At 48.3% G+C, this 26,535-nt stretch carries 26 protein-coding genes; 2 read left to right on the forward strand and 24 right to left on the reverse strand.

The window, feature by feature from the left end; genetic code table 11:
* Position 1 precedes the first annotated feature (1 nt).
* From glmU to trpS, 21 genes are all read right to left on the reverse strand, one after another.
* Positions 2-1,381, reverse strand: a complete 1,380-nt coding sequence (gene glmU, locus AB3Y94_RS05710) for a bifunctional UDP-N-acetylglucosamine diphosphorylase/glucosamine-1-phosphate N-acetyltransferase GlmU (RefSeq protein ID WP_367295383.1) — start codon at positions 1,379-1,381, stop codon at positions 2-4.
* Between the two features lie 11 nt (positions 1,382-1,392).
* Positions 1,393-2,232 (reverse strand): pur operon repressor, encoded by an 840-nt coding sequence (gene purR, locus AB3Y94_RS05715; RefSeq protein ID WP_125684179.1) that lies wholly within the window; start codon positions 2,230-2,232, stop codon positions 1,393-1,395.
* Positions 2,233-2,630: 398 nt separating this feature from the next.
* Positions 2,631-3,428: a metal ABC transporter permease gene (locus AB3Y94_RS05720; RefSeq protein ID WP_367295384.1), complete on the reverse strand. Its 798-nt coding sequence runs from the start codon at positions 3,426-3,428 to the stop codon at positions 2,631-2,633.
* Positions 3,421-4,119, reverse strand: a complete 699-nt coding sequence (locus AB3Y94_RS05725; RefSeq protein WP_367295385.1) for a metal ABC transporter ATP-binding protein — start codon at positions 4,117-4,119, stop codon at positions 3,421-3,423. Before AB3Y94_RS05725 ends, AB3Y94_RS05720 begins: the two co-directional genes overlap by 8 nt.
* Positions 4,116-5,015: a metal ABC transporter solute-binding protein, Zn/Mn family gene (locus AB3Y94_RS05730; RefSeq protein ID WP_367295386.1), complete on the reverse strand. Its 900-nt coding sequence runs from the start codon at positions 5,013-5,015 to the stop codon at positions 4,116-4,118. Before AB3Y94_RS05730 ends, AB3Y94_RS05725 begins: the two co-directional genes overlap by 4 nt.
* Positions 5,016-5,130: 115 nt before the next feature.
* Positions 5,131-6,063, reverse strand: a complete 933-nt coding sequence (locus AB3Y94_RS05735) for an alpha/beta hydrolase (RefSeq protein ID WP_367295387.1) — start codon at positions 6,061-6,063, stop codon at positions 5,131-5,133.
* A 295-nt stretch (positions 6,064-6,358) separates the two neighbouring features.
* On the reverse strand, positions 6,359-6,508 hold the full coding sequence (locus AB3Y94_RS05740; RefSeq protein WP_367295388.1) for a hypothetical protein: 150 nt from the start codon (positions 6,506-6,508) through the stop codon (positions 6,359-6,361).
* A 193-nt stretch (positions 6,509-6,701) separates the two neighbouring features.
* A complete protein-coding gene (locus AB3Y94_RS05745; RefSeq protein WP_367296487.1) occupies positions 6,702-7,283 on the reverse strand; it encodes a uracil-DNA glycosylase family protein in 582 nt (193 codons plus the stop codon).
* A 17-nt stretch (positions 7,284-7,300) separates the two neighbouring features.
* A complete protein-coding gene (gene ispE, locus AB3Y94_RS05750) occupies positions 7,301-8,155 on the reverse strand; it encodes a 4-(cytidine 5'-diphospho)-2-C-methyl-D-erythritol kinase (RefSeq protein WP_367295389.1) in 855 nt (284 codons plus the stop codon).
* Positions 8,156-8,603: 448 nt separating this feature from the next.
* The gene (locus AB3Y94_RS05755; protein WP_061777444.1) at positions 8,604-8,840 is read right to left on the reverse strand and encodes a Veg family protein; all 237 of its coding nucleotides are present in this window, start codon (positions 8,838-8,840) and stop codon (positions 8,604-8,606) included.
* A 99-nt stretch (positions 8,841-8,939) separates the two neighbouring features.
* Positions 8,940-9,830, reverse strand: coding sequence for a 16S rRNA (adenine(1518)-N(6)/adenine(1519)-N(6))-dimethyltransferase RsmA (gene rsmA / locus AB3Y94_RS05760; RefSeq protein WP_367295390.1), 891 nt, complete (start codon positions 9,828-9,830; stop codon positions 8,940-8,942).
* The gene (gene rnmV, locus AB3Y94_RS05765) at positions 9,820-10,392 is read right to left on the reverse strand and encodes a ribonuclease M5 (RefSeq protein ID WP_367295391.1); all 573 of its coding nucleotides are present in this window, start codon (positions 10,390-10,392) and stop codon (positions 9,820-9,822) included. The genes rsmA and rnmV overlap by 11 nt, the downstream gene beginning before the upstream one ends.
* Positions 10,379-11,158 (reverse strand): TatD family hydrolase, encoded by a 780-nt coding sequence (locus AB3Y94_RS05770; RefSeq protein ID WP_367295392.1) that lies wholly within the window; start codon positions 11,156-11,158, stop codon positions 10,379-10,381. Before AB3Y94_RS05770 ends, rnmV begins: the two co-directional genes overlap by 14 nt.
* Positions 11,159-11,571: 413 nt before the next feature.
* Positions 11,572-13,611: a methionine--tRNA ligase gene (gene metG, locus AB3Y94_RS05775; RefSeq protein WP_367295393.1), complete on the reverse strand. Its 2,040-nt coding sequence runs from the start codon at positions 13,609-13,611 to the stop codon at positions 11,572-11,574.
* 228 nt (positions 13,612-13,839) lie between these two features.
* A complete protein-coding gene (locus tag AB3Y94_RS05780; protein WP_367295394.1) occupies positions 13,840-14,688 on the reverse strand; it encodes a DUF72 domain-containing protein in 849 nt (282 codons plus the stop codon).
* A gap of 12 nt (positions 14,689-14,700) precedes the next feature.
* The gene (locus tag AB3Y94_RS05785; protein ID WP_367295395.1) at positions 14,701-15,027 is read right to left on the reverse strand and encodes a hypothetical protein; all 327 of its coding nucleotides are present in this window, start codon (positions 15,025-15,027) and stop codon (positions 14,701-14,703) included.
* Positions 15,028-15,037: 10 nt separating this feature from the next.
* Positions 15,038-15,736: an NAD-dependent protein deacylase gene (locus AB3Y94_RS05790; protein ID WP_367295396.1), complete on the reverse strand. Its 699-nt coding sequence runs from the start codon at positions 15,734-15,736 to the stop codon at positions 15,038-15,040.
* A gap of 25 nt (positions 15,737-15,761) precedes the next feature.
* Positions 15,762-16,727 (reverse strand): IpaB/EvcA family protein, encoded by a 966-nt coding sequence (locus AB3Y94_RS05795; RefSeq protein ID WP_125684203.1) that lies wholly within the window; start codon positions 16,725-16,727, stop codon positions 15,762-15,764.
* A gap of 14 nt (positions 16,728-16,741) precedes the next feature.
* Positions 16,742-18,004, reverse strand: coding sequence for a hydroxymethylglutaryl-CoA reductase, degradative (locus tag AB3Y94_RS05800; protein WP_367295397.1), 1,263 nt, complete (start codon positions 18,002-18,004; stop codon positions 16,742-16,744).
* 12 nt (positions 18,005-18,016) lie between these two features.
* Positions 18,017-18,937, reverse strand: coding sequence for an exopolyphosphatase (locus AB3Y94_RS05805; RefSeq protein WP_367295398.1), 921 nt, complete (start codon positions 18,935-18,937; stop codon positions 18,017-18,019).
* Positions 18,938-18,957: 20 nt separating this feature from the next.
* The gene (trpS, locus tag AB3Y94_RS05810) at positions 18,958-19,977 is read right to left on the reverse strand and encodes a tryptophan--tRNA ligase (protein WP_367295399.1); all 1,020 of its coding nucleotides are present in this window, start codon (positions 19,975-19,977) and stop codon (positions 18,958-18,960) included.
* Positions 19,978-20,723: 746 nt separating this feature from the next.
* Between trpS and helD the strand changes: the two genes are divergently transcribed.
* Entirely contained in the window at positions 20,724-23,030 is a 2,307-nt protein-coding gene (gene helD / locus AB3Y94_RS05815) for an RNA polymerase recycling motor HelD (protein ID WP_367295400.1), read from the forward strand.
* Between the two features lie 151 nt (positions 23,031-23,181).
* A complete protein-coding gene (locus AB3Y94_RS05820; RefSeq protein WP_367295401.1) occupies positions 23,182-23,505 on the forward strand; it encodes a hypothetical protein in 324 nt (107 codons plus the stop codon).
* A gap of 168 nt (positions 23,506-23,673) precedes the next feature.
* Here the strand turns inward: AB3Y94_RS05820 and tnpA are convergent, their stop codons facing one another.
* From tnpA to AB3Y94_RS05835, 3 genes are all read right to left on the reverse strand, one after another.
* The gene (gene tnpA, locus AB3Y94_RS05825) at positions 23,674-24,138 is read right to left on the reverse strand and encodes an IS200/IS605 family transposase (protein ID WP_367295194.1); all 465 of its coding nucleotides are present in this window, start codon (positions 24,136-24,138) and stop codon (positions 23,674-23,676) included.
* 215 nt (positions 24,139-24,353) lie between these two features.
* Positions 24,354-24,815, reverse strand: a complete 462-nt coding sequence (locus AB3Y94_RS05830; protein WP_367295402.1) for a hypothetical protein — start codon at positions 24,813-24,815, stop codon at positions 24,354-24,356.
* 208 nt (positions 24,816-25,023) lie between these two features.
* Positions 25,024-26,343: a tyrosine-protein phosphatase gene (locus AB3Y94_RS05835; RefSeq protein WP_367295403.1), complete on the reverse strand. Its 1,320-nt coding sequence runs from the start codon at positions 26,341-26,343 to the stop codon at positions 25,024-25,026.
* Between the last annotated feature and the right edge of the window lie 192 nt (positions 26,344-26,535).

Here is a 26,535-nt window from a genome sequence, read left to right on the forward strand (position 1 = left end):
CTTAATCTTCACCACGATATGGTAGTTTCTGATAATAATTAGGCTTGTTGGTCTGGCGTTCCCGTGCGATTGCCATGTCATATTGATTAACAGCATCAGTAATCGTCGAACCCGCTGCGATAAAACTATGGTCCGCCACATTCAGTGGCGCCACTAAGTTAGAGTTTGAGCCAATGAAGGCGTCATCCCCCACCACCGTTTCGTGCTTGTTCTTGCCGTCGTAATTAACGAAGACCACACCACACCCAACGTTGATGTTCTTCCCCAACTTGGCGTTCCCCACGTAGGTCAAATGCCCCACCTTGGTTCCTTCGCCAATCGTGGCTTTCTTAACTTCCACAAAATTTCCAAGATGAACCTTAGGCCCGATGTGTGATTCTGGTCGTAAATGACTGTTAGGGCCAATATTACTGCCACTTGCCATATCGGAGTCTTCCAATAGGGATGACGTCACCGTGACGTGGTCAGCTAATTTGGCATTACGTAACTCTGAGTGAGAACCGATGTAACAGTCATCACCGATAACCGTGTCACCCTTTAGCAGGACGCCAGGTTCGATGATGGTGTCGGAACCAATCTTCACATCCGCCTCAATGTAAGTCGTGGCGGGATCAACCAGCGTTACACCGTTACGCATGTGCTGTTCGTTGATCCGGTTACGCATAATGCGTGTAGCGGCGGACAGTGCGACTCGGTCGTTGACCCCCATGGATTCGTCGAAATCAGCCATTTGGTAAGCCGCAACGATGTCACCCTTGCTCTTCAAGATCTCAATAACATCAGTCAGGTAATATTCCCCCTGAGCATTGTCGTTGGATGTTTCGTGCAACGCCTTGAATAACTTTTGGTTATCGAACACGTAGACCCCAGTGTTAATTTCATGAATTTCTTGTTCTTCGGAACTGGCATCCTTTTGTTCCACGATTTTTTCGACAATACCAATGTTGTTCCGCACGATTCGACCATAGCCAGTAGGATCTGGTGCCATCGACGTCAAAATCGTTGCTGCGGCGTGCTTCGCTTCGTGATAAGCAAATAAATCTTCAAACGTTTCAGCTCGGAATAATGGCGTATCCCCACTGACGATCAGGGTCGTTCCCTCTTCGTCCTTTAACATAGGTTCCGTCTGCAAGACCGCGTGGCCCGTTCCTAGTTGTTCAGCTTGTAAGGCGTACTGTGTCCGGTCACCCAGCGTTGACTTTACTTCTTCAGCACCGTAACCAACGACCGTCACAATCTTATCCATCTTAGTCTGTTCAACCTGGCTCAACACGTGGTCGACCATGGCCTTACCACAAACCTGATGTAACACTTTGTACAGCTTAGACTTCATCCGGGTGCCCTTACCGGCAGCGAGGATAATGGTATTTCTCGTACTCATTCCGATATCTCCTAGTTTAATTGATTATTTTCATCGCCAAAAATCTGCGTCAGGTAATTACCTGGAGAGACGCGGATTTGTTCGTCCTTGGTCTGAATCTTCAAGAGCGAGGTGTATTTGCTGACAGTCCGTTGACCGTCAAAATCACCTTCAGCGAATACGGCAACCCCAGCCAGTTGAGAATCAAATTCATCAACCAACGAACGCAGACCCCCAACGGTCCCGCCGCCTTTCATGTAGTCGTCCACGATTAAGACCCGTGAACCTGGCTTCACGCTCCGCTTAGAGAGTGCCATGCGTTCAATCCGCTTGGTTGAACCAGATACGTAGTTCACACTGACGGTCGACCCTTCAGTAATTTGTGAATCATGCCGGACAATCACGAACGGAACGTTCAAGTAGTTCGCCACACTTTGGGCCAAAGGAATTCCTTTGGTCGCAACGGTCACAACCACATCAACGTTTTGATTCAGGTACTGAGTGGCTAGAATCCGTCCAATCTGACGCAATGCTGCGGGCCGTCCGAGAATATCGGACATATACACGTAACCACCTGGCAGGTAACGATCCGCTTCGGACAATTCAGAAATCATGTCGTCAACGAACTGCTGTGCTTCCTCGCGCAATACGTACGGAATGAACCGTGCGCCACCAGCAGCCCCAGGAACCGTCTCAAGCAAACCAGTTCCCCGAGCCTGGAAGGTCCGCTTCAGAATGGTCAAGTCTTCACTGATTGAAGACTTGGCCGATTCATAGCGCGCTGCAAAGAACGTCAACGAAACCAATTGATGCGGCCGTTCCAATAAATACCGGGTCATGTCAACTAACCGGTCACTTCTTCTGACTTTCAACTTCTTCACCTCAACATATTATTTTAGAGTTAATCGTAAGGCCAATTTTAGCATAATTGTTCGGGTTTTTCGTTACATTTCCGTGAGAATTGAAAAATCTTATGGAAAATCAAGAAGCCAATGCGAAGAAAAAAGCTTCGCACCGGCTGATTCTCTTGCTTTTCACAAATATAATTATTCTGGAAAGATTTACAGCGACTAAATGCGAACCACTGACGACCCAGCTTTCTCCGTTTGTGAGCAAGCTAAAACCACCATCTGAATAGTAATCTCCCAGTAGCCACTTAATTGCCAATAGTGGCGACTTTCTGCCTAACTGGCAGCGCTCGCAGCAAACAAAAAACGGTGACCGCCATTCAAACTGACTAGTCACCGCCGACCTATTGGTTAAATTAAGTTTACTCAGCTGTCTGTAATTTCTGCCACCCCAACGCAATGAAGTAGAAAATAGCTTCAATGGCTGCAATGAAGAACGAGACAGGATAATTTGTCACGTAACTCAATGTCAAACCGGCCCAAACACCGACCAAGGCCAGTGCAATTGCCAGCACCATCATTCCACCCACAGTATGGGCAAAGTACTTGGCGGTCGCAGCAGGTAGGGTCAATAGAATAAAGATCAACAGGGACCCCACGATTTGAGCCGCCACGCTGACGCTCAACGCCAACAACACCAAGAAAGTGATCGACAAAGCGTTGGTCCATAATCCCTTGACTCGTGCCCCGGTATGATCAAATGAATCAAATTTCAGGAACCGGTAGATTACAAAGATGACTAACAGCACGAATAACGACAGCCACAGCATTTGTTGGACATCACCAGCACTGATTCCAATCACGCTACCAAAAAGAATGCTAGTCGCATAGCTAGCGTTCTTATTGGCTAACGAAAGGAATAGAATCCCCAGACCAATGAACAACGCTGAGATGGCACTCGTTGCTGCCTCACGACGTTCACTGCGGGCACTTAGCTGGCCCACAATCACCGAACTAACGACCGTAAACAGCAACATCCCGTTCAGAGGTGCCCAACCGGCGAAGACCCCGAACGCCGCTCCGGAAAAACCAATTTCAGACAGCGTATGTGTCAAAAACGACATATTACGGGCAATGACAAACACACCCATGATGCCACAAATGATGGCAATAATGGTTCCAGCCGCGAAGGCGTTGCGCATAAATTCATAACTAAACATTTTCGCCCTCCCAAACCTTCTGTTGTGTCAAACCAGCGATCTGCCCCTGCTCCGTACCATCCGGTGTCAACATCAAGTACTGTGAACTATACTTACGTGCCATTGGAATATCATGGGTCACGAATAGGACCGTCAATTGTAGTTTTGTGTTCAATTCCTGAACCAAGTCTAACAACTCGGTCTTCGTTACAGGGTCCAGACTGGCCGTCGATTCATCCAAGATCAACAGGTTAGGCGCCTCAACCAGTGCTTGCGCCAGGTAGGCTTTCTGGCGTTCACCACCGGAGGCCTGACCAATTGGTCGGTTGGCGATCTTCTCTAAGCCCGTTTCACCGAGAATTTGTTGCACAGCTGCTTTTTCTTTGCGGGAAAGCCATGGCCATTTCCAGCCAGTTAGGTTTAAACCCACAAAGTCGCGAATAGTAAGCGGATAGTCCGCATCGATATTCCGAAATTGAGGTACGTAGCCAATACGAACGTCGCCAGCATTCGGCCAATAGCTCACGCGCCCATGGGTTGGCCGCAACTGATGTAAAATCGTCCGCATCAGTGTTGTTTTACCAACGCCGTTTTTACCAACGATACTCCAAAATTCTCCCTGATTGATGGTGAGGTTCAAATCCGTAAAAACCGGATGGTTGGGGAAGGTCACCCCGAGATGTTCAAGTTTTAAAATGGGTGTCTCCTTCATAAGCGACTCTCCTCCTGAATCCGTTGGACTTGGCGATACTGTTGTAACATCCATGCACGATAAGTTTGCTTGGCTGGCATAGTTTCCGTGACTTTAACCACAGGAATGTGGTGTTTCCGTGCCAGTTTAACCATCGCCGTCACGTTCTTACTTGAATTTTGCGTATTCTCAACAAAGAACGCAATGTCGTGCTGCTTAATCTGCTTTTGTAGCTGGGTAATGTCCGTTGGTGTGGGGTCACTATCCTCCTCAATGGCCTGGGCGAAGTGATTATCACTGACCTCATAACCCATGGCCTTTAACGCCAAATCAAAGACTGGCTCACTGACGGCTACCTGATGTCCCTTCGCTCGTTGCGCGATCCGCCGAGCAACTTGTGGCAGAATGGCCAATTGCTTTTCATAGGCTAGCCCCCGCTGCTGAAACGCCTTCGCGTGCTGCGGGTCCACTTTACTGAATTGCTTAACTAGCTGATGGGTCACCAACCGCATCGTCTGAGGATCCGTCCATAAGTGTGGATTAGCCCCAGTCGTTTTGCCCATCAGTTGCCCAATATTGAGGGTCTTGGTTCCAGAATTCTGATTAGCCGCTACGACTTTATCCATCCAACTATCGTAGCCCAAACCATTCTCAATCACTACGTTAGCTTTAGCTACCTTCTTCGCAGTGCTAATGTCGGGTTGATAGCTCTCGGCATCAATACTGGGACTGTTGATGACGGTGGTCACTTGTCCGCGATCACCCAAGATAGCCTTAGCAGCTTCACCGTAAAAGCCAAGTGTAGCAACAACTTGAATCTGACTGGTGTGCTGTGGTTGAGTGTCCTTAGCACACCCCGTCAACGTTAGAATCACCGCCAGCAAGCCAATTACGGTGAAAAACCGATACTGCTTCATCTGCCTGCTCAACGTCCGTCATCTCACTTCATCTAAAATTTATGTAAACAGTAATGATTACCGTTTAGTTATTTTACCAGAGATTGAAAACTTGTCAACAGGCCTTGTGTATTTCTTAATCAACGTAAGGTTTTAGAAAATCTGCCACCATTTGATCATACAAAACGGGGTCTTGGCTGCGCGTCGCGATGTGGGCAGCTACAGGGTCCCGGTACTTCTGCTTAGGTCCGGCGGCAGCTTGGTACAAGATGTTGAGGTTTTCAACCGGCACCGTCTGATCGTTGGCCCCCTGAATCAGTAAAATTGGTAAATTGCTCTTCTTTAACTGGCCAGCAATATCGCCATCTGCCAAACGATAGTCAGCAAATCGGGAATATTGATCAGCCAATGATAACGTTGGCGTTGCTGGCAAATGATATTTATGATGCAGCCGGAACCGGGCTTCAGCCATAACAGAAGCATATCCAGAGTCTGCGATGATCGCTTTAACGTTGTTAGGCAAGTCTTCACCAGCTGTTGCCATGACTGTAGCAGCTCCCATTGAAATTCCCATCAGGACAATTTGCGTATCCTGACCACACTGCGTCAAGACTTTTTGAATCCAGCCCTGATAATCGATTCGGTCCGGCCAACCATAACCAATCGTATTACCTTCACTATCACCATGAGCGCGGGCATCCGGCATTAGGACAGCATACCCCCATTCATGAAAGACGCGAGCGTAGGGAATCATCTGCTCACGCGCATGGCCCAAGCCATGGGCAAGAATCGCCACTTTAGTCGTCGGCTCATCAGCCTCAATAAAGCTCCCCCGCAAGAGGAGACCATCCAGACTCGTTTGTGTCCATTCAATTGGATGTTGACGTAAATACCAAGCGTTATCTGCCGCAGAATTTTCCGCAATCGCACGCTCCTTCGCCTTTAACCGCCCACGTGAAAAGGACTTTGTCGCCATCTGATAGACGATAGCGGCACCACCTAATACACCGACAGCACCAGCAGCTACCAGCACCCCAGCGCCAGTCGCAAATTTTTGCCAAGTCTTCATCGTTCACTACCCCATTTCATTTCTAGTTACCTTCACTGTACCCAAAAAGCGTAAGCGTTACCACTATTTCCAAAAATAATCTTAAAATTCTTGAAAACCTGGATAAAATGGTCGTAGCGTCCTAAGCCACCTAAATACAATCCACGGCCTCTTTTACGCTTTTCTTCCCTGCTAGTAGTCCACCTGGTTTTTAGACCGTCAGCGCGTTATCTGGGGCAAATAGCAATATAAAAGCCGGCCACCCCACCGAAATGACCGACCGTCCTTAGTTCATTTGATTGCCAATTGTAATTTTCTAATCTAATTCAACTTTTTCATGATTCTTAGCAGCCTGATACAACAACTGAATCAGTTCACTCTGACTAAGTTCCGCGTGACGGAGCGCTTCACACGCTTCCGCTACCAGCTTAGGATCCACGGCCACCCATGATGTCTCTTCTCCCAATCTTCTCACCTCACAAACTTTAGAATGCCGCTTTACTGAAACTAGTGCAACCATACCGTCTTACAAATTAAATCATGCTAAGAACGCCGCTAAATCAACGATTTAACTATCACAATTCTTATAAAAACGTCACTAAAAAAGTCGCCCATCAACTGAGCGGCCCACTTGTTTGTCTTAACAATAATTTATGTGCTTAGCCTATAATCGTATGCACCCGTACTTGAAGCTCTGGGACCACATTATCTACAAACCAAGGATGTTGATGCATCCAACCATAATTCAGGGGTGACGGATGGACCAGTGGAAAATACGTTGGTAGATAATCCTGGTAATGGGCCACCGTCGCCGTTAGCGTCTTCTCCCGTTTGGATAAATACGCTTTCTGCGCGTACTGCCCAATCAACAAAGTCAACCTGATGTCCGGCATTAATGCCAGCAACGGGGCATGCCACTTCTCCGCGAACCCTTTTCGTGGTGGTAAGTCCCCACCATGCAGATGTTTTCCCGGATAATAAAAGTCCAGCGGTAACACGGCCACCTTTCCTGAATTGTAGAATTCATCCTTCGTGACGCCCATCCAATCACGCAATCGATTCCCACTAGCATCATCCCAAAAGGTCATGGAGGCTTGAGCTTGCCGGCTGGGCGCTTGGCTAATCAATAAAATCTCTGCGTGTGGATCAATGTGATACAGCGGCAAGATTCCCTGCGCCGTGAACGTTTGGTTCATTGGATCTGCCTGAATCGCTTGAAAAATATCATCAGCTGACTGAATCGTAACCATCCACCTTCCTAGGGTAACGGTCGAACGAGATACACCTCTCGACAGAAACCCTTCATGCCATTAAAAACTCGCTGTGCCCGGGACTGCTTCCCACACAGGCCAAAGACCGTGGGACCCGTCCCACTCATCTGAGCAGCATCCGCACCAAACTTCAACATTTGCTGCTTCAGCTGCGTAATCTCGGGATAACGATGAGCCGTCAGAGGCTCCAATGCGTTACCCATCCGATCACACATCGCGTTGATGTCTTGATCCCGCACAGCTCGCAACAGGCCTTCAATATCCGGATGCTCCAATCGATCATAACGAATCTGCTGAAGAATACTGGGCGTTGAAACGCTGACCTTAGGTTTGGCTAATACGACCCAAGATGCCGGTAATTTAGAAAGCGGCGTAATCCGCTCTCCCCGACCACGAACGTGTGCTGTCCGGCCGTACACACAATAGGGCACATCCGAATCAATATTTAAACCCAGTTCGGCTAATTCCTGCCAACTTAGATGCAGCTGCCACAACTCATTCAATCCTCGTAAAACGGCAGCTGCATCTGAAGAACCACCACCTAGTCCGGCGGCCACAGGGATGTTTTTGGTGATTCGGATATTGACGCCCTCCGCGATATTAAATTTAGTCTGTAGTAAATGCGCCGCTTGAAAGGCCAAATTTCGTTGATCATTCGGCAAAAAGCCACTATCCGAAGCCACTCGAATGCGTCGATGCTTCGTTAACGTTTGAATTTCTACGTAGTCCGCCAAGTCCACGGACGTCATGACCATGTTCCACTCTTCCGCCCCATCCTGGTGATGAAAGGGAGTGTCGAGGCCGAGGTTGATCTTGGCTGGCGCCTTTTCAATCAGTTGCATGAGCTCACCTGAATTCCAGATAGACCCGCGTCTACCTTCTCGTGAATTTAATTAAGCTTATTATACTATGCTTACCCGTAAAATAAAAAGGATTCTCTGATTTACCGGGTAAGTCGCCCTAATTTTGTTGGCGAGTAGAACAGATGGTTCCTAGCATTTATGTGGCCTGAAACAATCTAAACTGAATCTCAGTCCCCCGGAAACCACCAAGCATCATTCCTCGATGTAATCGAATGTTGGCAGAGGGGAACTGACTGTGTCACCGGTGTTTACCGATGAATTATCCAGCTTACAGTGTAGGACTCAGTGTTTTTCTGCGACCGCTAGTCGAGGAACGAGGCCAGATTGTGGCTCGTTTCAGTCTCCACAGCGAGCTCTTCACTGCTAGTCCTCAGCGAAAAAGTTATCGATTTTTGGGTAAAATAAAAAGGCCAATCGGCCCAATTATTTATTCATCAAAGTCTACTTCGATGTTTTTAGTTAAGATATCAGTGTAACTATATGAAACCCGTTCAAAAGAGTTTTCGTTTTGGTCTAAATCCACAACGAAGACAGCTGGATAGGTTTCCCGAAGAATTCCATGCCGCTCTGTCGTCTTCTTACGCCCGGCCTGCGCGATCACCATCAACTTTTCGCCGATGCGATCGTCCAGTTTGTTCTTAATGTTCGCTAAACTTGTTGGCATGCATTTCACCTCTGTGAAACAATTATACCAGGGTTTCACAGAAATTGCAAATTATACCACAACCACTTACAAACCGCAAGAATCAGCAGTTGGTAAGGGTTACATCAATCCATCATTGTGGAATGCATTGGTTAATTCAATGAAATTAATCAGTGTTAGCCGTTCGGGCCGTAGTTGCCGCGAGATTCCGACTTCATTCAGAACCTTTTCAATCCGTTCACGAACCTCTGGCTGCTTTCCAAAGATGCCTTGAAGATTGTTCCACAGCGATTTCCGCCGATGAGCAAAGCAACCCTTAACAAACTTGAACAGCGCACTATCTTTGTACGGTTCAACTGGTAAGGTCTCACGCGGCGTCAACCGAATAATTGCGGAATCAACGTTCGGCTGTGGAATGAAAGCCGTCCGTGGAACGGAGAAAGCCACTTCAACGTGAGCCCGATATTGCATAATGACAGACAATGACCCGTAGGCCTTAGTTCCTGGTTCGGCAACTAAGCGATCGGCCACTTCCGCTTGCATCATGACTACGATAGCGTCAAACGGTACCGTACTTTGTAGAACCCCCATCAGGATTGGCGTTGTAATGTAGTACGGCAGGTTGGCCACCAACTTCAAAGGATGGCCAGGTTCAAACTCTGCCTTCACCACCTCTGGCAAGTTGGCTTTCAGAATATCTTGATTGATGATTTTCACGTTGTCGTAATCCATTAAAGTTTCATCCAAGACAGGCAATAGGTTTTCATCGATTTCAAAAGCCACGACTCTTCTGGCTTGCTTAGCGATTTGTTCCGTCAGCGCACCAATTCCGGGGCCAATTTCGATGACGTTGTCTTGTTTGGAGACGTCACCCGCTACCACGATGTTTCGCAAAATGTTTAAATCTGAGAGAAAGTTTTGTCCCAGACTCTTCTTAGCTACCAAGTGATAGCGCGTCAGGATGGCCTTTGTCCGGGCCGGAGAACCAATTTCAGGTACACTATTCTTCATACTTATCCTCCTTTGCACGAACCTGCTTCAGAGCAGTCGCAAAGTCCTCGGGTTGAATACCAAACATTCGGAGACGCTTCGCCAATTGCTTGCCATTAACATAACCAATCTGTAAGATTTCTCCCAATTGTTCCCGACGTTCTTTGGCGCCGGGACCACCAATCAACCCCGCCGCCATCAAATCCTCGTGCGTAATCAACGTAGGAGCCGCCGTGGTCTCGGTATAAACGTGATCCAAGGCTGCACGGATAGCGGCCGGACTAGCATGTTCAACCCCTAAAGACCCACCGGCCTTATCTGGGCGACCCTCAGCTTTCGGCAAAAAAGCGTGCTTAGCGTTGGGAACTGCTTCCGCCACAATTTTTCGAATCTTTTCTCCGGAAAAATCTGGGTCGGTGAAAATGATGACGCCCCGCTGATCTGCTAACTTCGCAATTAAGGCCAGCGTATCATCATCAATGGCCGATCCCCGCGTCTCAATGGTATCAGCGTTAACCGCCCGATTAATTTGTTTGGTATCATCCTTGCCCTCAACCACGAGGACCTCTTTAATCTTTTTCATTCGTTTTGTAAAACTCCTCTGCGTTTTTAAACGTGGCCGCGGCAATTTTTTCTGGCGTCGTCTCACGTTCCTTGGCAATCGCCTCAACCGTATAACGGGTAAACCCTGGTTCATTTTGTTCGCCACGGTGTGGTTCTGGGGTCAGGTACGGCGCATCGGTCTCCACCATCATGACATCAAGTGGCGTAGCCCGTACGGAATCGTGGACCTCATGGGCGTTCTTAAAGCTGGCCACACCAGAATAAGAAATGTGCATACCCAAGTCGAGGAACTTCTTCAACCATTCTGGATCACCGTTAAAACTGTGCATGACTCCACCGATTTCACTAATATCAGCATCTTTAATAATTTGATAGGTATCTTCAAACGCATCCCGATTGTGTACCGCAATAGGTTTACCAACCTCTTTGGCAATTGCAATCTGACGGGCAAATACCTTGCGTTGCACGTCCTGTGGCGAACTGTCCCAGTGATAGTCCAGGCCAATCTCACCTAAGGCCACCACCCGTTCATCAGCCAACTGTTGTTCCAACAGTTTTTCAGCCGCTGCATCATAATTTTTCGAATCTTCAGGGTGCCAACCGACTGCCGCGTACATTTGTGGGTACTGGTGCGCCAGCTTGATGGCATCAGCATTCAACTTCGCGTTGGAGCCAATGTTCGTCAACTTAACGACTCCCAAATCCGCCGCTTGTTTAAGGTAACGGGGTACGTCATTGATGAATTCTTCACTGTTCAGGTGCGTATGTGAATCAAATATTTTCATCTTGGTCCCTCCTTGAATTATTTGTTTGTTTTAAATTAGTTTTTTTGTGCCGCCCACGGCAGTCAGGGGCCGTGGCTTTAGTTTGGTGAACCTTGCTTAATCAGAACTGCTAGATACCTACAAATAGCCACAATGCCCGATCAATTCTAACGTTCATTAGCCCTGTACGAGAATAACCTGGTTTAAGCACATTGTCTACCACTGCAGCCAATTGACGCATTCATTACTCCCTATTGATTATAACAACCACCATAAACAAATAATACCGTCCCCGCTATTTGTTTTGGAAAATTGACAACCATCTTAGCCGGCGGCCAATTTTAAAAACTTCCCAAATAAAGAAAAGCGCGGGCAAGCGTCTCCATAATGGTCCGCCGCCCACGCCTCAATTTTTAATTATCATTCAAATCAATCTAGCTAACGGAGGATCCGTTGACCAAACTGTCTGGTAACGTCAGCAATTGAACCTTACCGTCGTGTTCAGCAGACAACAACATCCCCTGACTCACTTCGCCACGCATTTTCCGTGGCTTCAAGTTGGCCACGATGACGACCTTCTTACCGACTAGTGCTTCTGGTTCTGGATACCATTCGGCAATTCCAGAAAGAATTTGCCGGTTGCCTTGGTCTCCAGCATCTAGTTGGAACTTCAACAATTTGTCGGCACCTGAAACGTGGTCAACCGCTTTGATCTGAGCTACACGAAGTTCAACTTTTTCAAATTTGTCGAAACGAATTTCCGGCTTTTCCAAAGTTAATTCCGTGTCCTCTGCCTCGCTCTTAGCAGCTGCTTGCTGTGCCTGAGCCTTGGCAGCCATAGCGGCCCGGCCTTTAGTCTTTTCAGACTTCGTCATTTGACCCTGAATAAAGTCGACTTCTTCTTGTACGTCGATTCGTGGGAAGATTGGGGTTCCCTTGGCAACGACTTGCTTGCCAGCCGGCAGGTCAGCCAATGCTAAATCGCTCATCGTCATAGTAGCAGGATCTAAGCCTAATTGGTCAAAGATTTCCTTTGGTGCGTGCGTCATAACGGGACTGATCAACGTAGCAATAACCCGCAAACTAGCAGCCAAATGAGCCATTACTGCGGCCAAAGCTTCACTTTGACTATCGTCCTTGGCTAACTGCCAAGGTTCCGTTTCGTCAATGTACTTGTTGCTGCGAGAAACCAGTTTCCAAATTTCTGACAGTGCATCAGCAAAGTGCATCTTGTCCATCAAGTCGTGGTAGTTCGCAATGACGTCCACGGCCGTTTGCTCTAATTCAGCATCAAATTTGGTAACACCAACGTGGTATTCAGGCAGCTTACCGCCTTCGTACTTGTTGATCATGGCTACGGTCCGGTTCAACAAGTTTCCAAGGTCATTGGCCAAGTCGTAATTCAACCGGTCAACGAAGTCTTCAGGAGTGAAAGTCCCATCATTTCCGTAAGGCATGGCCCGCATCAGATAGTAACGCAAGGCGTCCAACCCGTAACGGTCAACCAACGTTTCGGGGTAAATGACGTTTCCCTTAGACTTGGACATCTTACCGTCCTTCATCAATAACCAGCCATGCGCAAATAATTCGTCCGGTGCTTCAACCCCCAGCGCGTGTAACACGATTGGCCAGTAAATGGAATGGAAACGAACGATTTCCTTCCCCACCATTTGAACGTTGGCTGGCCAGTATTTCTTAAAGAGGCCTTCATCGTCACTGGTGTAACCCAGGGCAGTGATATAGTTCAAGAGGGCATCGATCCACACGTAAACCACGTGCTTCGGGTTACTCTTGACGGGGACCCCCCAGGTAAACGTCGTCCGAGAAACGGCGAGGTCTTCCAAACCAGGCTTGATGAAGTTGTTGATCATTTCGGTCATCCGTGATTCTGGCTGGATGAAGTGTGGGTGACTGTGATAGAAGTCTAACAACCAGTCGGCATACTTACTCATCTTGAAGAAGTAGGACTGTTCCTTGACCAGCGAAACTTCGTGACCAGAAGGCGCCTTCCCACCAATCACTTTACCGTTGTCATCATGGTAAACTTCAGCGAGTTGTGTTTCGGTGAAATATTCTTCATCATCTTCGGAGTACCAGCCTTCGTACTCACCCAAGTAAATGTCACCTTGCTTTAACAGGCGTTCAAAGATTTCTTGAACGGCAGCCACGTGTTCTTGATTCGTCGTCCGAATGAACTTGTCGTTAGAAATTTCCAACGTTTTCCATAGCTTCTTGATACCTTCGGCCATACCATCCACGTATTTTTGGGGTGTTTGACCCTGTGATTGTGCTTTATCCTCAATCTTCAAACCGTGTTCGTCGGTCCCAGTCAAGAAGAAGACGTCATACCCATTGCTACGCTTGTAGCGGGCAACCGTGTCACAAGCAATCGTCGTATAGGAGTTACCGATATGTAACCGCCCTGATGGGTAGTAAATCGGCGTCGTAATGTAAAAAGTTGGTTTTTCAGCCATAAAGAAAATGCCTTCCCTCGCTCTAATTTTTCCGTTATTTTCGGGTTAAATTTTAATGTAAATTCTAATCCAGTATAGCATAAACCCCTGGTGAGCCATAGCGTTCACTTGGGGTTTTTCATCGTTAAATTTTGCTGAAGCCTCGCCTATTTTACCGGTGAAATGAAAAAAAGCACCCCGTCCGTCACGAACAGATAGGTACTTCCCTGATTGTTTACCTAAGGACCCTTAAAAGAGATCCAGTTGTTGCGGCGCCAAATTTTGCCAATGCAGCCCCAAGATTTCCTGAAGCCGCTGGGCATTGGGCGCAGCGTCCCGACCGGAGTTGTTGTTAAAGATCACGCAAACAGCCCGCGCCGATGCCGCTAACCGTTTGGTCAGGGCCGCCAGCTCTTGGAGCTCCGCTTCCTGGTAACGGTAAAGCGTCCGCGTCTTGCGCCAGTTCTGGCCTTGATTGAACCAGCCCTCAGCGTTACGACCATGGAGACGCACCACCGCTAAGTCTGGTGTGGTCACGGTTTCCACCAGCGGAATTCCGTTATTCAAGTTGTGCGGTTCGTCTGTGATCACGTTGGTAAGTCGTAGCGACTGCAGATATTGCATGACGTCAGCCGTCATCTCTGGGGTCTCAAACCAACTGGGGCTACGGAACTCAACGGCCACTGGTAAGTCCCCCATCAGCACTCGAACGTCACGCAAATACTGAATGTTAGCCGTCGTACGGTTAAAGTACGGCGGAAACTGAAAGAGCACCGTTTGCAGCTGCTGGGCTCGAACTAATGGGCGAATTGCCTGACGGAACTCGTCAAACGCCATGTTCCGCGCAATTTCATCCACCGGTTCCTTACGGTCATCATGGTGTGTCATGACCTGATTGGCTTTCAAAATGTACTGAAACCCATCGGGAACGGCCGCTTGCCACTTGGCAACAGTACTCTCCCGGGGAATTCCGTAAAAGGGCGTATCGAGCTCCACCATCGGAAAATTACTGGCATATTCAGATAACGTTACCGGACGGTTTTCCCCACCAATTAGTGCCGGATGTTCCGTCCACGTCGTCAACCCAATCGTTATCACGTTGTCACCTTCTTATTTGAAACGTTCAAATTGCTTGATCAATTCAGCCTCTGGGGTCGTTAACCGACCGCTAAGCTGACTGATCAAACGCTTACCAGCCAGTCGATCATTATAGCGAATCCCCGTCACACAGAGATCAATTAGGGCAAACATGACGGTCACCATCACCGCCTGCCGCCGAGCAAAGCTCGCATTGAACAGGGTCACTAACTGACTACTGAAAGCTAACTGCAGAATCCCGTAAATCACGAGTGTATCTGGAATTAGCTGAATCACGTTTAACCACTGCAAACGTCGCACCAGATGCCGCAGTTGATTGATTACTTCTTCATGGTTCATCGGCAGGACCTCACACTCGTAAGTTGTTGAAAAATTCAGTGGCATCAGCTTGGACCATTTGGTAATCGAATCCTAAATCTAGTTTTTCCTGGTTGACCACGACGACCCGTGCACCATCACTGCGATAATCCAGCAATCCAGCAAATGGGTAGACCCGCATGGAGGTCCCAACAATCACGACCAGGTCGGCTTGCCCCATAGCGGCCACGGCCCGCTGAACGTTCAGCGTGTTCAACCCCTCATCGTAGAGTACCACGTCTGGCCGGAGCCAGCCGCCATCGTCCTGATGGTACGGCGATTTCAGGTAGTCCTGCCAGTCGACCGTGGCACCACAAATCTGGCAGTAGACCTTGTACAAGTTGCCGTGGAACTCAACCAAATGCTTCGTTTTTGCCACATTGTACAGGTTATCAATATTTTGCGTAATCACGGTGGCCCGATCCTGCTGGGTCAATGCCGCTTGCTTCTGGTGAATGACGTTGGGTTTGGCATCCGGATAATACAGGTTTTGCTTCACATAGTCGTAAAAGACCTGTGGTTCCTGAACTAAACAGGTGTGACTCAAATAATACTCGGCGTTACGGTGTCCGGTGTACAAGCCATTTTTCGACCTGTAATCTGGGATACCAGACGGCGTCGACACGCCCGCACCCGTCAAGAATACGATGTGCTTTGCGTCATCAAAGGTTGCTTGTAAGCGCGCTTCCATCCCCATCATCCTTTCTTAAAAAGCCTTAGCGTAAAATATAAGGCATCTTTAATTCCTTGAAAAGTTCTTCAACCGTCATGCTGTAAATCTTCGTAAAATATTCTGGTGTATCGTTCTTGGGCGCTGGAGCGGGCAGCACAAACGCATTTTGATTGTCTGCGCGGTTAAACCCGACGTAGCCCCGCCGTTGTGTCGTCTTCTCGTGCATATCGGAATGATATAATTCAAAAATTTGCTTAACGGTCAAGCTAAGTTGCCGCTTGGACAAGACGCTCGTCAGTGTTGTAAATTCCGTGTTGTGCAGCGCTGGTAAATGCCAAGCTTCCAATTGTTCATCGAAGGCCTTGAATAGTTTGACCACGTTCCGCCGTAACGTAAATGGCGAATCGATTGGCTTAGCGGTAATGATTGCGTACAGTTTTTGGGCTGCTTCAAAACTAATTGGATAGTCCCGCTTGAACTGCGCCATCAACTGATCATCATCCGTACCGAAGAAGACCAAGGCATCTAACAACGTCAAGGTCCGCAACGTCATTTCATCGTCCACAGGGGTTGGCTCTGGTTTAATCGTGGCTGTGACCCCGTTTAAGTATAGGTCCTTAATATGGTCATCAATCAAGTGATGCTTCTTTTGTTCACTGACCACCACAATGTGACTGACAATATCGTAGAGTTCAGTTCCCATGATCATCAGCTGCTCATCCAGCTGGTCCTGACCAGTCGTCAATGAGAAAAAGACCTGTGGGAAACCAGATAAGATCATTAAAAGATGCAGTAATTCATGGGAAGCCGTATAGTTTGGTGCCGTCAGGTCAGCCACCTGAATGGCAATGTCCTTACCCATTTGCATCTGTTGGGCTTGATCATGTCGGACGAAACCGGCTTGCAGTTCACCAATAAATTGGACTTCAACCTTCCCTGGGTACAGGGCGTTGACCTGGTCCAATAAGCCTTGAACCTCATCGTTCAGTTGAATATCTTGTGCTTTCATGCGTTTCAATCCACCTATTTCTTTAAATTTGCCCGGCGCACGGCCGCCAATGCTGCTTGGGCTTGAGCCGCGGTCGGTTGTTTAATTGCTTGTAATTGTGCCACAACTGCTGGCAATTCGGCTGATGTGGTCCCAACGGACAGAGCCAATGACTTTCGTTGCAAAGCCATGTGCCCTCGTTGAATGCCATCGGTTACGAGCGCTCGTAAAGCCGCCACATTTTGAGCCAGTCCAACCGCCGCCGTCACTCCCATCAACTGCCGTGCACTCGTCAAGTGAGCGACTTGCTGGTTGATGGCTACGAGGGGAAATACCTTAGTAGCGCCCCCAACAAATCCTAACGCCAACGGAACCGTTAACTCGCCGTGGAGCTCACCATCCGTGAGCCACCAGCGACTGAGTCCACGATACTGACCTGAGCGACTGGCATAAGCGTGAACACCACTTTCGACGGCTCGCCAATCATTGCCCATTGCTAAGACGACCGCGTCGATGCCGTTCATGATTCCCTTATTATGGGTCACTGCCCGGTACGGATCAACTTGCGCGTACTCACTCGCCGCCACCAGACGTTGTGCCACCACGGCACCAGACATGGTTTTCGTCCGCAATTGAGCAACGGGCACCACACAAGAGGCAGTTGCTAAACTGTGTGTGGCATAATTACTTAGAATACTCATTAAAATATCTACGTCGCAGCTGGCTTTAATATCCGCCGCAACGGCTTCAGTCAACGTATTGACCAAGTTAGCCCCCATAGCTTCACCAACGTCAATGAACAGGTCTAATGAGACCCAATCTGGTGGTAAGCAACGAACCCGAATCGAACGGGCCCCACCGCCATGTGTCAATAATGATGGGTGAGCAGCGTCAGCCACCTTTAAAAGACGAGGTGTCCTATGCTTCAACCAGGCTGCCAGCTCTTCCTGATCTGCCACGTGACTGAAGACAATCTGCCCCATCACTTCACGTTGGCCGACCTGCGTCGTGATACCAACATCGCTGGTTAATAACCGGCCACCATTGCTCGCCGCAGCAATCACAGAGGGTTCCTCCGTCACCATCGGTACGGCAATCGTTTGCCTATCGACGCGTAGATTAACTGCAACCCCCTCCGGTAAACCATAGGTTGTCAGGTAATTCTCTATGAGATCTTCATCGGTTGCCTGCCGGTGAGTGGCCAACGTTCCTAACTGAGCCACCGCTAAGTGACTCTGGGCAGCCAGCTGATCTCGCCGAACTCCATAAGGTAACTTGTAGAATGGACGATTGTCCATCGCAAACACCTCCTAGTGTTGACTCACGTACTCAGAAATAATGCCCTCGCGCACACCACTTTCAGAGAAAATGACTCGGTCAGAGTCCAGCATCTGCAGTAATGTAACCAATGGCAGCATCCCACCGACAATAATGTCGGCTCGCTCTGCTTCCAAACCGGAAATACGTTTTCGTTCCATCAACGGCACACGGAGTAACCGCTCAAACGTCTGCATCACTTGCCCCGTAGTCAATCGGTAACCGTGGATATTTTCCACGTGCAGAATCTTTTGTTGCTGGCGATTCATTCGAGCCAGAGTTCGGTTAGCACCGCCTAGCAAGACGAGTGGCAATTGCTTGGCATCGTTTAACCACCAAATATCGCGGAGTCGTTCACGCAAAAAGACTTGTGCGGAAAAGAGATCGACGGCCGTCACCAAATCGTCCAGGTGGAACTGTTCCGACAGGTTGACTGCACCAAAAGGAACACTGATCAGACTGGCATCTTTGCCATCCCGCACATGGACCAGCTCGCAACTGGCACCACCAGTGTCGAGCAACAAGCAATCCTTGACTTTCAGCCGGTTTACAGCGCCCAGATAATCATAATAGGCTTCCTGGTCACCAGACAATACTTCGATCTGGATTCCGGTAGCGGCAGCGACCCGGGTCAAAAATTCATCCCGGTTGCGTGCCTGACGAACAGCCGCCGTCGCAATCCCCCGGACGATGAGGTTGGGGAGGTGTTCATAATAGGGCCTGAAAGATTTTAAGGCCGCAACGGTCCGATCCATCGCCTTAGGCTGCAGGATTTTCTCGGGACCCATTCCCTCGGACAGACGACTGTCGACCTTTACCCGATTGACCTCACGGTAGGAACCGTCGTCATGCAGTTCATTAACGGCCATCCGGACTGAATTAGAGCCCAAATCAACAATGGCTAGGTTTTGCATTGTTCATCCCCCGTTTCGCTTTAGCCGAAGTAATCGATACCAATGGCGTGACGGACTTCGCGAAGCGTTTGAGCAGCCACTTGGTTGGCCTTCTCACTCCCCTGCTTGAGGATATCGTAAACTGCACCCTCATCAGCAGCGAAGGCTTCACGACGTTCACGGATTGGCTGTAACTTCGCCTGTAAGACGTCGTTTAAGTACCGCTTAATTTTAACATCGCCGAGACCACCGTGCTGGTATTGTGCTTTCAATTCTTCGACGTGTTCATGGTCGTCCGCGAAAATGTCCAAGTAAGTGAAGACCGTGTTGCCTTCCACGTGACCAGGATCTTCAATGTGAATATGTTCAGGATCAGTGTACATGGACATGATCTTCTTTTGAATCGTGTCGGCACTGTCACCCAAGTAAATGGCATTGTCGAGGGACTTGCTCATCTTAGCATTCCCATCGAGCCCAGGAATCCGGCCTTGGCCCTTAGGTGGGAAGTAGCCCTCAGGTTCCACCAGAATTTCCTGCTGATAGATATTGTTAAAGCTCCGCACAATTTCACGAGTCTGTTCCAGCATTGGTTCTTGGTCTTCACCTACGGGAACCGTGTCGGCCTTAAACGCAGTAATATCAGCAGCTTGGCTAACTGGGTAGATAAAGAAACCGGCTGGGACACTTTCACCAAATGCCTTTTGTTTGATTTCAGATTTAACCGTTGGGTTCCGATTTAGCCGGGAAACGGAAACGAGGTTTAAATAAGCCATCGTCAATTCATTCAGGGCCGGAATTTGTGATTGCACCAAAATCGTGGATTTAGCGGGATCGATACCCACAGCTAAGTAATCCAAGGCCACTTGTAAGAGACTGTGGCGAATTTTTTCGGGATCACGGGCATTGTCGGTCAGGGCCTGCATATCAGCAATCATGATATAGGTGTCATAGTCACCGGTGTTTTGTAACGCCACCCGATTTTTAAGTGACCCAACGTAATGGCCGATGTGCAGTTTACCGGTTGGTCGATCACCTGTTAAAATAACGTGTTTCTTGCTCATAAATGTTCATCCTTTCTGAAAAAGCGCCCTACTGACTAATGCCAATAGGACGCTCATGCGCGGTACCACCTAATTTGTGGCCAATTTGACCACCACTTTTGTCGTTAACGGGACACCGCGATAATTTAATTATCGGTTTAAATAACACACAGCTTGAGTCCATTTCAACCATAAAATCGTTTCAGCACGGGCGATTTCTCTCTGATATCGGTCTACTACTCTCAAGTAACTATCCCTATATTTTAGTGGTTTTGGGGCAGAATGTAAACTGTCAGGGACTTGCAAAATTTCTGGCCCACCAAGCATCGTCTGAAAACGGCCAAGTCTTTTTCTAATCATCGCCCATCTGGCGGTCAAGGTCAATCAAATTCGGTGGTACAGACCCAACTATCGTTTCACTGATTAATTCACCGAACTTAACGACTAATTAGCTGACGAGTGATTGAAAGGAATACTTATTATAGGAACAATCTGCTCGACTAGCAGCGCTAATTTGCCTGACTGATCGGAGGTTATGGGCTAAAAGTGGGGACAACTTGAAGTCGTCAGGACCAGTCGCCCAATCAACCGTCTACTGATATTTTCCGCCGCGGTAGCCCTTCAGCTGGCCGGGTGAGTGACAGCTGAGGCTGACAACCGGGATTATTCACAATAAGTTGGCTCAAAGCGGTGTGTTTGATTGACACAGCCTCGAATAATGACTAAACTTGTTAGGCAATTTAGCCTATCCAAAGGAGGCGGTCATTTTGACCACCAGCGAACAAACACAGGAACAACAGCGTGTTGACCACGTGGCCCAGCAAATCGGTAACCGCATTGATAAGACGACGGCGGATTACAATGCCGCCCATCAAGAACTGCGGAACGTGCTGAAGAACTACAGTGAAAACACCTCGGTCAACTGGTTCGAAGTCGATGACCGAATTGAAACCAGTGCCGAGCTGCAACAGCAACGGGCGTTGGTCTCCCGGCTAACTGAAAACCAGAATATTATTCAAGATCAACTCGACACTTTTAAAGAACTCCAAAAATCCCCGTACTTTGGCCGTATTGATATTCAGGACCCAGAAGAAACGTCTCCTGAATCCCTCTACATCGGCACCGCCTCCTTCGTGGACGATGACCAAAACTTCTTGGTCTACGACTGGCGAGCCCCCATTTCTAGTATCTACTACAATGGCGTGCTGGGCAAAGTTGCCTATAGTACGCCCGCTGGTGACCAACAGACGGAACTCTTGAAGAAACGGCAATTTTTGATTCAAAACGGCAAAATTGAAAGTATGTTCGATACCAACGAAACTGTTGGTGACGAGATGCTCCAACACGCCCTAGGTGAACAAAACGACGCCACTATGCAAAACATCGTGGCTACCATCCAGCGAGAGCAAAACGACATTATCCGGGATACCCGCAGCGACCTGCTGGTGGTTCAAGGGGTCGCGGGGTCTGGTAAAACGTCCGCTATTTTACAACGGATCGCCTTTCTGCTTTATCACAGTCGGCGGGACTTAGAGGCCGACCAAATCGTCCTCTTCTCGCCTAACCGCTTATTCAGTCACTATATCAGCGACGTCCTCCCTAGCCTAGGTGAACGAAACATGCGTCAAGTCACGCTGGCTGAATTTTTAACACAACGGTTCCAGGGCCTCAACGTGCAAACTCAGTTCGAACGCTACGAGGCCGACCAACAACAGCCCGTAAACCTCCCACTGCGAAATTTCCGCGAGAGCGCCGACATGATGACCGCCGTCAAAGACTACTGTTACCAAGTTACTCCCGCCGAGCTAAAATTCACCGACATTCGTTTCAAGAGTCGGGTCTTCTTCGACCGCGAGGAAATTCGTGAGATTTATGCCCAATTTCCAGACGCTACGGCACCGGCCGACCGGTTACTTCGCACCAAGAACGCACTTGAGAAACGCCTTAGACACCGAATTGCCGAAGAAGCTAAGGAAGACTGGGTTCGCGATGAAATCGACCAGTTAAGTGATGAAGACTATCACAACCTTTTGGGTGAAAAACACCTGGGTAAGTTTGAACAACTCGACGATGAAATCGACTTTATTGCCCGCCAGATTGTTCGAAAACGATTGCGACCAGTCGACGACGCCATTTACAACGGCTATTTTCTAGACACTTACAGTCAATACACAGCTTTCCTTAAACAGTGTCCACTACCAGAGACCGTCGCACCGGCTGACTGGCAACACGTCATCGCTACCTACCAACACGACATTGAGTTTCACAAATTGGCACTGACGGATGCCGCCCCATTGCTTTACCTGCGGGACATTCTTGCAGGTGGCGGCGCCAACCACCGCATGCAACACCTCTTCGTGGATGAGATGCAAGACTATTCAATGGCCCAACTGATCTACTTACAACACGCCTTTCCACGGGCTAAGCTCACGCTGCTAGGCGACAGTGAACAGGCCCTCTTCAAGGCCGTTGAAGCCCCCGAAAAAATTTTAAAGAAGCTGGATAGCGCCCTAAACGTCAAACGATCGCGTTTGATTACGCTGCACCGGTCTTATCGATCCACGCTCCCCATCACGACCTTCGCCAAGGCCCTCTTACCTGACGGCGACAAGATTGAAGCCTTTAACCGTCCGGGAGACTTGCCGAAAGTTGTTCTGCGTTACGATGAAGCCTCAGCGTTCAAAGCACTCGCCCATGAACTCAAATTAGAGTTGGCCACTAGCGGCACCGTGGCGATTCTGACCAAGAGTACTGCTGAAGCCAAGTACGTTTACCAGGAGCTTCACCGGGACTTTGACCTGACCCGGTTAACGGATACTGACCGCTCACTGCCCAAAGGGGTGGTCGTCCTGCCAATTTATCTGGCTAAAGGGTTGGAATTTGACAGTGTCATTGCCTACAACGTGTCTGCAGACAATTATCCGGATGAACAATTGACCGGGACACTTTACACCATTGCCTCGCGTGCCATGCATCACCTGACGCTCCTGTGCATTGGCCCCGCTTCCCCCCTAATTGCTTCTGGCAACATTCCTCAGGCGGACCTGCAGATTGAACATGAATTACAAAACTAACGCGATACTTTCACGGGGGTGTTACGTGAAACATCGCAGGTCAATTCAGAACGGATCGTAGCGTTGGCTACGATTCGTTTTTTGTCTCCGCCACCACCTTCCGTTACCTTAACGAAACCGCTATACTGAAAGTTAAGGGGATGACGGTATTATGCATTTATCTAAGGGACAACAGCTAACGGTGGCCTTCATCGGTTGCATCGTCTTAGGCTTCCCACTATTCTTAATTATTGATGGCAGTCTTGAATTTGCTATGGGCAACTTAGACCACCCTGACACGTTCATCCTTTTAGGATTATTACTCCTAAGCCTTGTTGGTCTAGTAGGCACTATTGTCTTCGGCTGGCGTTGGTACTATTACCGATGGCAAAATTTGCCGACCAGCTCAAAAATACTCACCGGCTTGTACATTCTGGCCCTATTGATTGGAACGGTTACGTGGATTATCCTCAATCATAACTTGCCACTTAAGTAAAGATGATAGCGGCAAGTTATGATTAAAATAAAAACCACCCGTTGAACGGGTGGTTTTCTCGAGGGCTATAAGCCCTGGATACTGGCCAGCGTCTCAAGGCGCTGGCTTTTGTGTGTCAAAGCCAAATTGCGTTTGCCACTTTTGCTGCCGCTTTAAGCGGCGTTTGTATTACTTACCCTGACCCTTGAAAGGGTCTTCATACTCCCGAACGCTGAGTCTATCCACCGCCTGATCACTTTTTTCTTGATCACGAATATATTTTTTGATGGTGGCTTCGTTCAAGCCCACCGTGCTCACGTAGTATCCGATTGACCAGAAATGTCGATTTCCAAATTTATATTTCAAATTTGCATGCTGGTCAAACATCATCAACGCACTTTTTCCCTTTAAATATCCCATAAAGCTCGACACACTGAGCTTGGGTGGGATACTTACCAGGAGATGAACATGATCTGGCATCATATGACCTTCCAAAATCTTGACCCCTTTATACTGGCATAAAAGTCGAATATCCTCCTGTAAGTCACGTCGATATTGATTATAAATCATCTTTCTCCTATACTTTGGAGTGAATACGATATGGTACTTGCATAACCACTTTGTGTGCGCAAGACTGTTGAGTTTATTCGCCATTTAAAAAGTCCCCTTTCGATTTAGCAATGTTGGCTTCGACACCTACATTCTAATTCTTATGGAGGGCTTTTTGGTACAACCGATCTATTATCCGCCCGCATAGCGGGTGGGTTTTTGTTTCGCACGCTTTAGCGTGCTCAACTGGGCCTAAAGGCACTACTCAAAAAGGAGCAGGAAAATTTCCTGCTCCTTTTATATGTCCTATCATTTCACAGTTATGCGTTCACAGGACTCTTCATCGTCTTAAACTTTGCCTGACGATCGTAGGTCTGGTACCCTTTGTAAAAGTGCACGTGTTTTTTGGTAACCTTTACCTTATAAGTCAACCGTTGACCGTCGAACTGAACCTGAGTCCCTTTGGGCGAATACTGAATACCAGATAACCGGTAAACATGCTTGCCTAGTGACTGGTACTTCAGCTTTTTCAATCCATACCCTGGTAACCGATAGAAACGATGGCTAACGGCATCCTGTTCAAAAACATTCCCCGTGCTTTTGGACTTGGCGTACGTAATGTAGGCTTTATTGCCATCCTTGCCGTTGTAATACCAAGTGTGGCGCAGCCCCTTGGGTGTTCCGGCGTGCCAAGTTGCGGCATCTGCTGATGAAACATCGACCATCGCCAACCCCATAGTGGCAACGGCCAAGCCAATCAAAAAAACTGATTTATGCATCATGATGGTTCCTCCCCTAAATTGTCTGAGTCAATGTGCTTTCTTGAGAGTACACGTTACGGTCGGGAAATACAAGCACAGATTGGACAAACACGCTGATTGTCTTTTCTATAAATACTTAGCAATCCTATCTCAAAAACTTAAAATTATACCACGTCCTAAATCCCCCAACCGATCAACGGCAGGGGGATTTAGGACGTGCTCCCTCGAGCTATTTAAAGTTAAGAATGACGCTCTTTGCAATCCATGCCTTGTGACCCGCCCGGTCATTTACTTGAAAATAAGTGGCCGCTTTTCCATTAATCTTAACCTTTTCTTGCTTGACCAATTGCCACTTCTTTTTACTGTGTTTTGGCGTATGTCCCTTAATCTTCTGCAGGTGGGCATCCTTGAACCACACCTTGTTGCCCTTTAATCGGTACTTATAGGTCGTACGCAGTTTCTTAGTCGAAACGATTTTAACCACTTTCTTTTTCCCTGGTTTGTGGGTCCCACCGGTCGTGTTCGTTGGCTTGCCTGGTTGGGCGGCCTCATTAGAAGTCACATTGTTTGAGGTGTTGGTCCCGCCCGTTTGATTGGCACCACTGCTATCATTTTGGTGGTTATCATTCGTCACGTTACCCGTGCCACTATTTCCAGAATTACCCGTGTTATTTCCAGGTACGACTGGTTTCTGAGCTGCCGGATAAGGGGTCTTTTTACCATCCGTAGAGACCAGGAACTTAGCTCGCAACTGTTCCTGTTGCGCCGGACTGAATTCTAAACACTCCGTGATGTAGGCTTCCATCGAGCCGTAATTTTGCAGAACTTCCTTGTAGTATTCCATCAGCCAAGCCCGTTCAACCTTTTTACCGACCTGGTTCGATTGCATGTAGTCGGCAATAATTGTGTTACGGCTGACACCCATGATGGAAAGCAACAGAACGGTCGCAATCCCCGTACGATCTTTACCGGACGTACAGTGATAGAGTGTGGCCTGTGGGTTCGCCAAGACCATGTTCAAAAATTTATGGTACCCAACAACGGCCGGGTGACCAAACGCTAATCGTTGATTGTAGAATTCGCCATCACTCCCTGAATCCGTGTAGGCGTGCGGTCCCAGTACTGAGATATTCGTGTTCTTAGCCCCAGGGAGTACTTTATCCGGCTTCCCCTTAACCTGGCCGGGAGTCCGTAAATCAATGATCGAAGTAATTTTAAATTCCGTCGTTAATTTTTGACTATCTTCCGTCGTCAGTCCAAAGAGTTGATCCGAACGCAACAGGCTGTGAGAGCGAACCTGCCATTTGCCATCTGCCGTCGTGTACCCACCCAAGTCCCGGGTGTTCACCGTCCCTGCTAAGGGAACTAATGTCTTGTGAATATCGCCGTAGTCGGCTGGAGGCGTTGTCGGTTTAACCGGCGCTGTTAACGCTGTTTGGTCGACCGCTGAGGTGGTCGTTGCGGCTAACGCACTAGGCGTCCCAATTCCCATAAGTGACAGGACCACTGAAGCGAGACTCAAAGATTTAACGATAGCTGAACGTTGCATGTAATCCTCCTGATTAGACCGTTTTATTTTGTTTTTGATAACAGATATAAGAATATCAATTCAATGTAGATTATTCGTAAAGATAACGTACAGACTAGGTAAAGGTGGGTTAAAAATCACTCTTTCATACCGATAAGTTAAATGAATAACTAACCTTATCGTCATCGAATTGTACTAATTATTCAGCAACTA

Source organism: Levilactobacillus yonginensis, from assembly GCF_964065165.1.
Taxonomy (GTDB): Bacteria; Bacillota; Bacilli; order Lactobacillales; family Lactobacillaceae; genus Levilactobacillus; species Levilactobacillus yonginensis_A.

Coding starts and splice junctions, on each gene's coding strand:
- AB3Y94_RS05770 (WP_367295392.1), bottom strand. CDS start 11,158: ATGAAAATATTTGATTCACATACGCACCTGAACAGTGAAGAATTCATC.
- AB3Y94_RS05725 (WP_367295385.1), bottom strand. CDS start 4,119: ATGAAGGAGACACCCATTTTAAAACTTGAACATCTCGGGGTGACCTTC.
- AB3Y94_RS05805 (WP_367295398.1), bottom strand. CDS start 18,937: ATGCAAAACCTAGCCATTGTTGATTTGGGCTCTAATTCAGTCCGGATG.
- AB3Y94_RS05735 (WP_367295387.1), bottom strand. CDS start 6,063: ATGAAGACTTGGCAAAAATTTGCGACTGGCGCTGGGGTGCTGGTAGCT.
- AB3Y94_RS05795 (WP_125684203.1), bottom strand. CDS start 16,727: ATGAAAGCACAAGATATTCAACTGAACGATGAGGTTCAAGGCTTATTG.
- AB3Y94_RS05755 (WP_061777444.1), bottom strand. CDS start 8,840: ATGCCAACAAGTTTAGCGAACATTAAGAACAAACTGGACGATCGCATC.
- AB3Y94_RS05820 (WP_367295401.1), top strand. CDS start 23,182: ATGCATTTATCTAAGGGACAACAGCTAACGGTGGCCTTCATCGGTTGC.
- glmU (WP_367295383.1), bottom strand. CDS start 1,381: ATGAGTACGAGAAATACCATTATCCTCGCTGCCGGTAAGGGCACCCGG.
- rsmA (WP_367295390.1), bottom strand. CDS start 9,830: ATGAAGAATAGTGTACCTGAAATTGGTTCTCCGGCCCGGACAAAGGCC.
- AB3Y94_RS05720 (WP_367295384.1), bottom strand. CDS start 3,428: ATGTTTAGTTATGAATTTATGCGCAACGCCTTCGCGGCTGGAACCATT.
- AB3Y94_RS05835 (WP_367295403.1), bottom strand. CDS start 26,343: ATGCAACGTTCAGCTATCGTTAAATCTTTGAGTCTCGCTTCAGTGGTC.
- ispE (WP_367295389.1), bottom strand. CDS start 8,155: ATGCAACTGATTGAAAAGGCGCCAGCCAAGATCAACCTCGGCCTCGAC.
- metG (WP_367295393.1), bottom strand. CDS start 13,611: ATGGCTGAAAAACCAACTTTTTACATTACGACGCCGATTTACTACCCA.
- AB3Y94_RS05730 (WP_367295386.1), bottom strand. CDS start 5,015: ATGAAGCAGTATCGGTTTTTCACCGTAATTGGCTTGCTGGCGGTGATT.
- AB3Y94_RS05830 (WP_367295402.1), bottom strand. CDS start 24,815: ATGATGCATAAATCAGTTTTTTTGATTGGCTTGGCCGTTGCCACTATG.
- rnmV (WP_367295391.1), bottom strand. CDS start 10,392: ATGAAAAAGATTAAAGAGGTCCTCGTGGTTGAGGGCAAGGATGATACC.
- trpS (WP_367295399.1), bottom strand. CDS start 19,977: ATGAGCAAGAAACACGTTATTTTAACAGGTGATCGACCAACCGGTAAA.
- AB3Y94_RS05800 (WP_367295397.1), bottom strand. CDS start 18,004: ATGGACAATCGTCCATTCTACAAGTTACCTTATGGAGTTCGGCGAGAT.
- AB3Y94_RS05785 (WP_367295395.1), bottom strand. CDS start 15,027: ATGAACCATGAAGAAGTAATCAATCAACTGCGGCATCTGGTGCGACGT.
- AB3Y94_RS05790 (WP_367295396.1), bottom strand. CDS start 15,736: ATGGAAGCGCGCTTACAAGCAACCTTTGATGACGCAAAGCACATCGTA.
- tnpA (WP_367295194.1), bottom strand. CDS start 24,138: ATGGCGAATAAACTCAACAGTCTTGCGCACACAAAGTGGTTATGCAAG.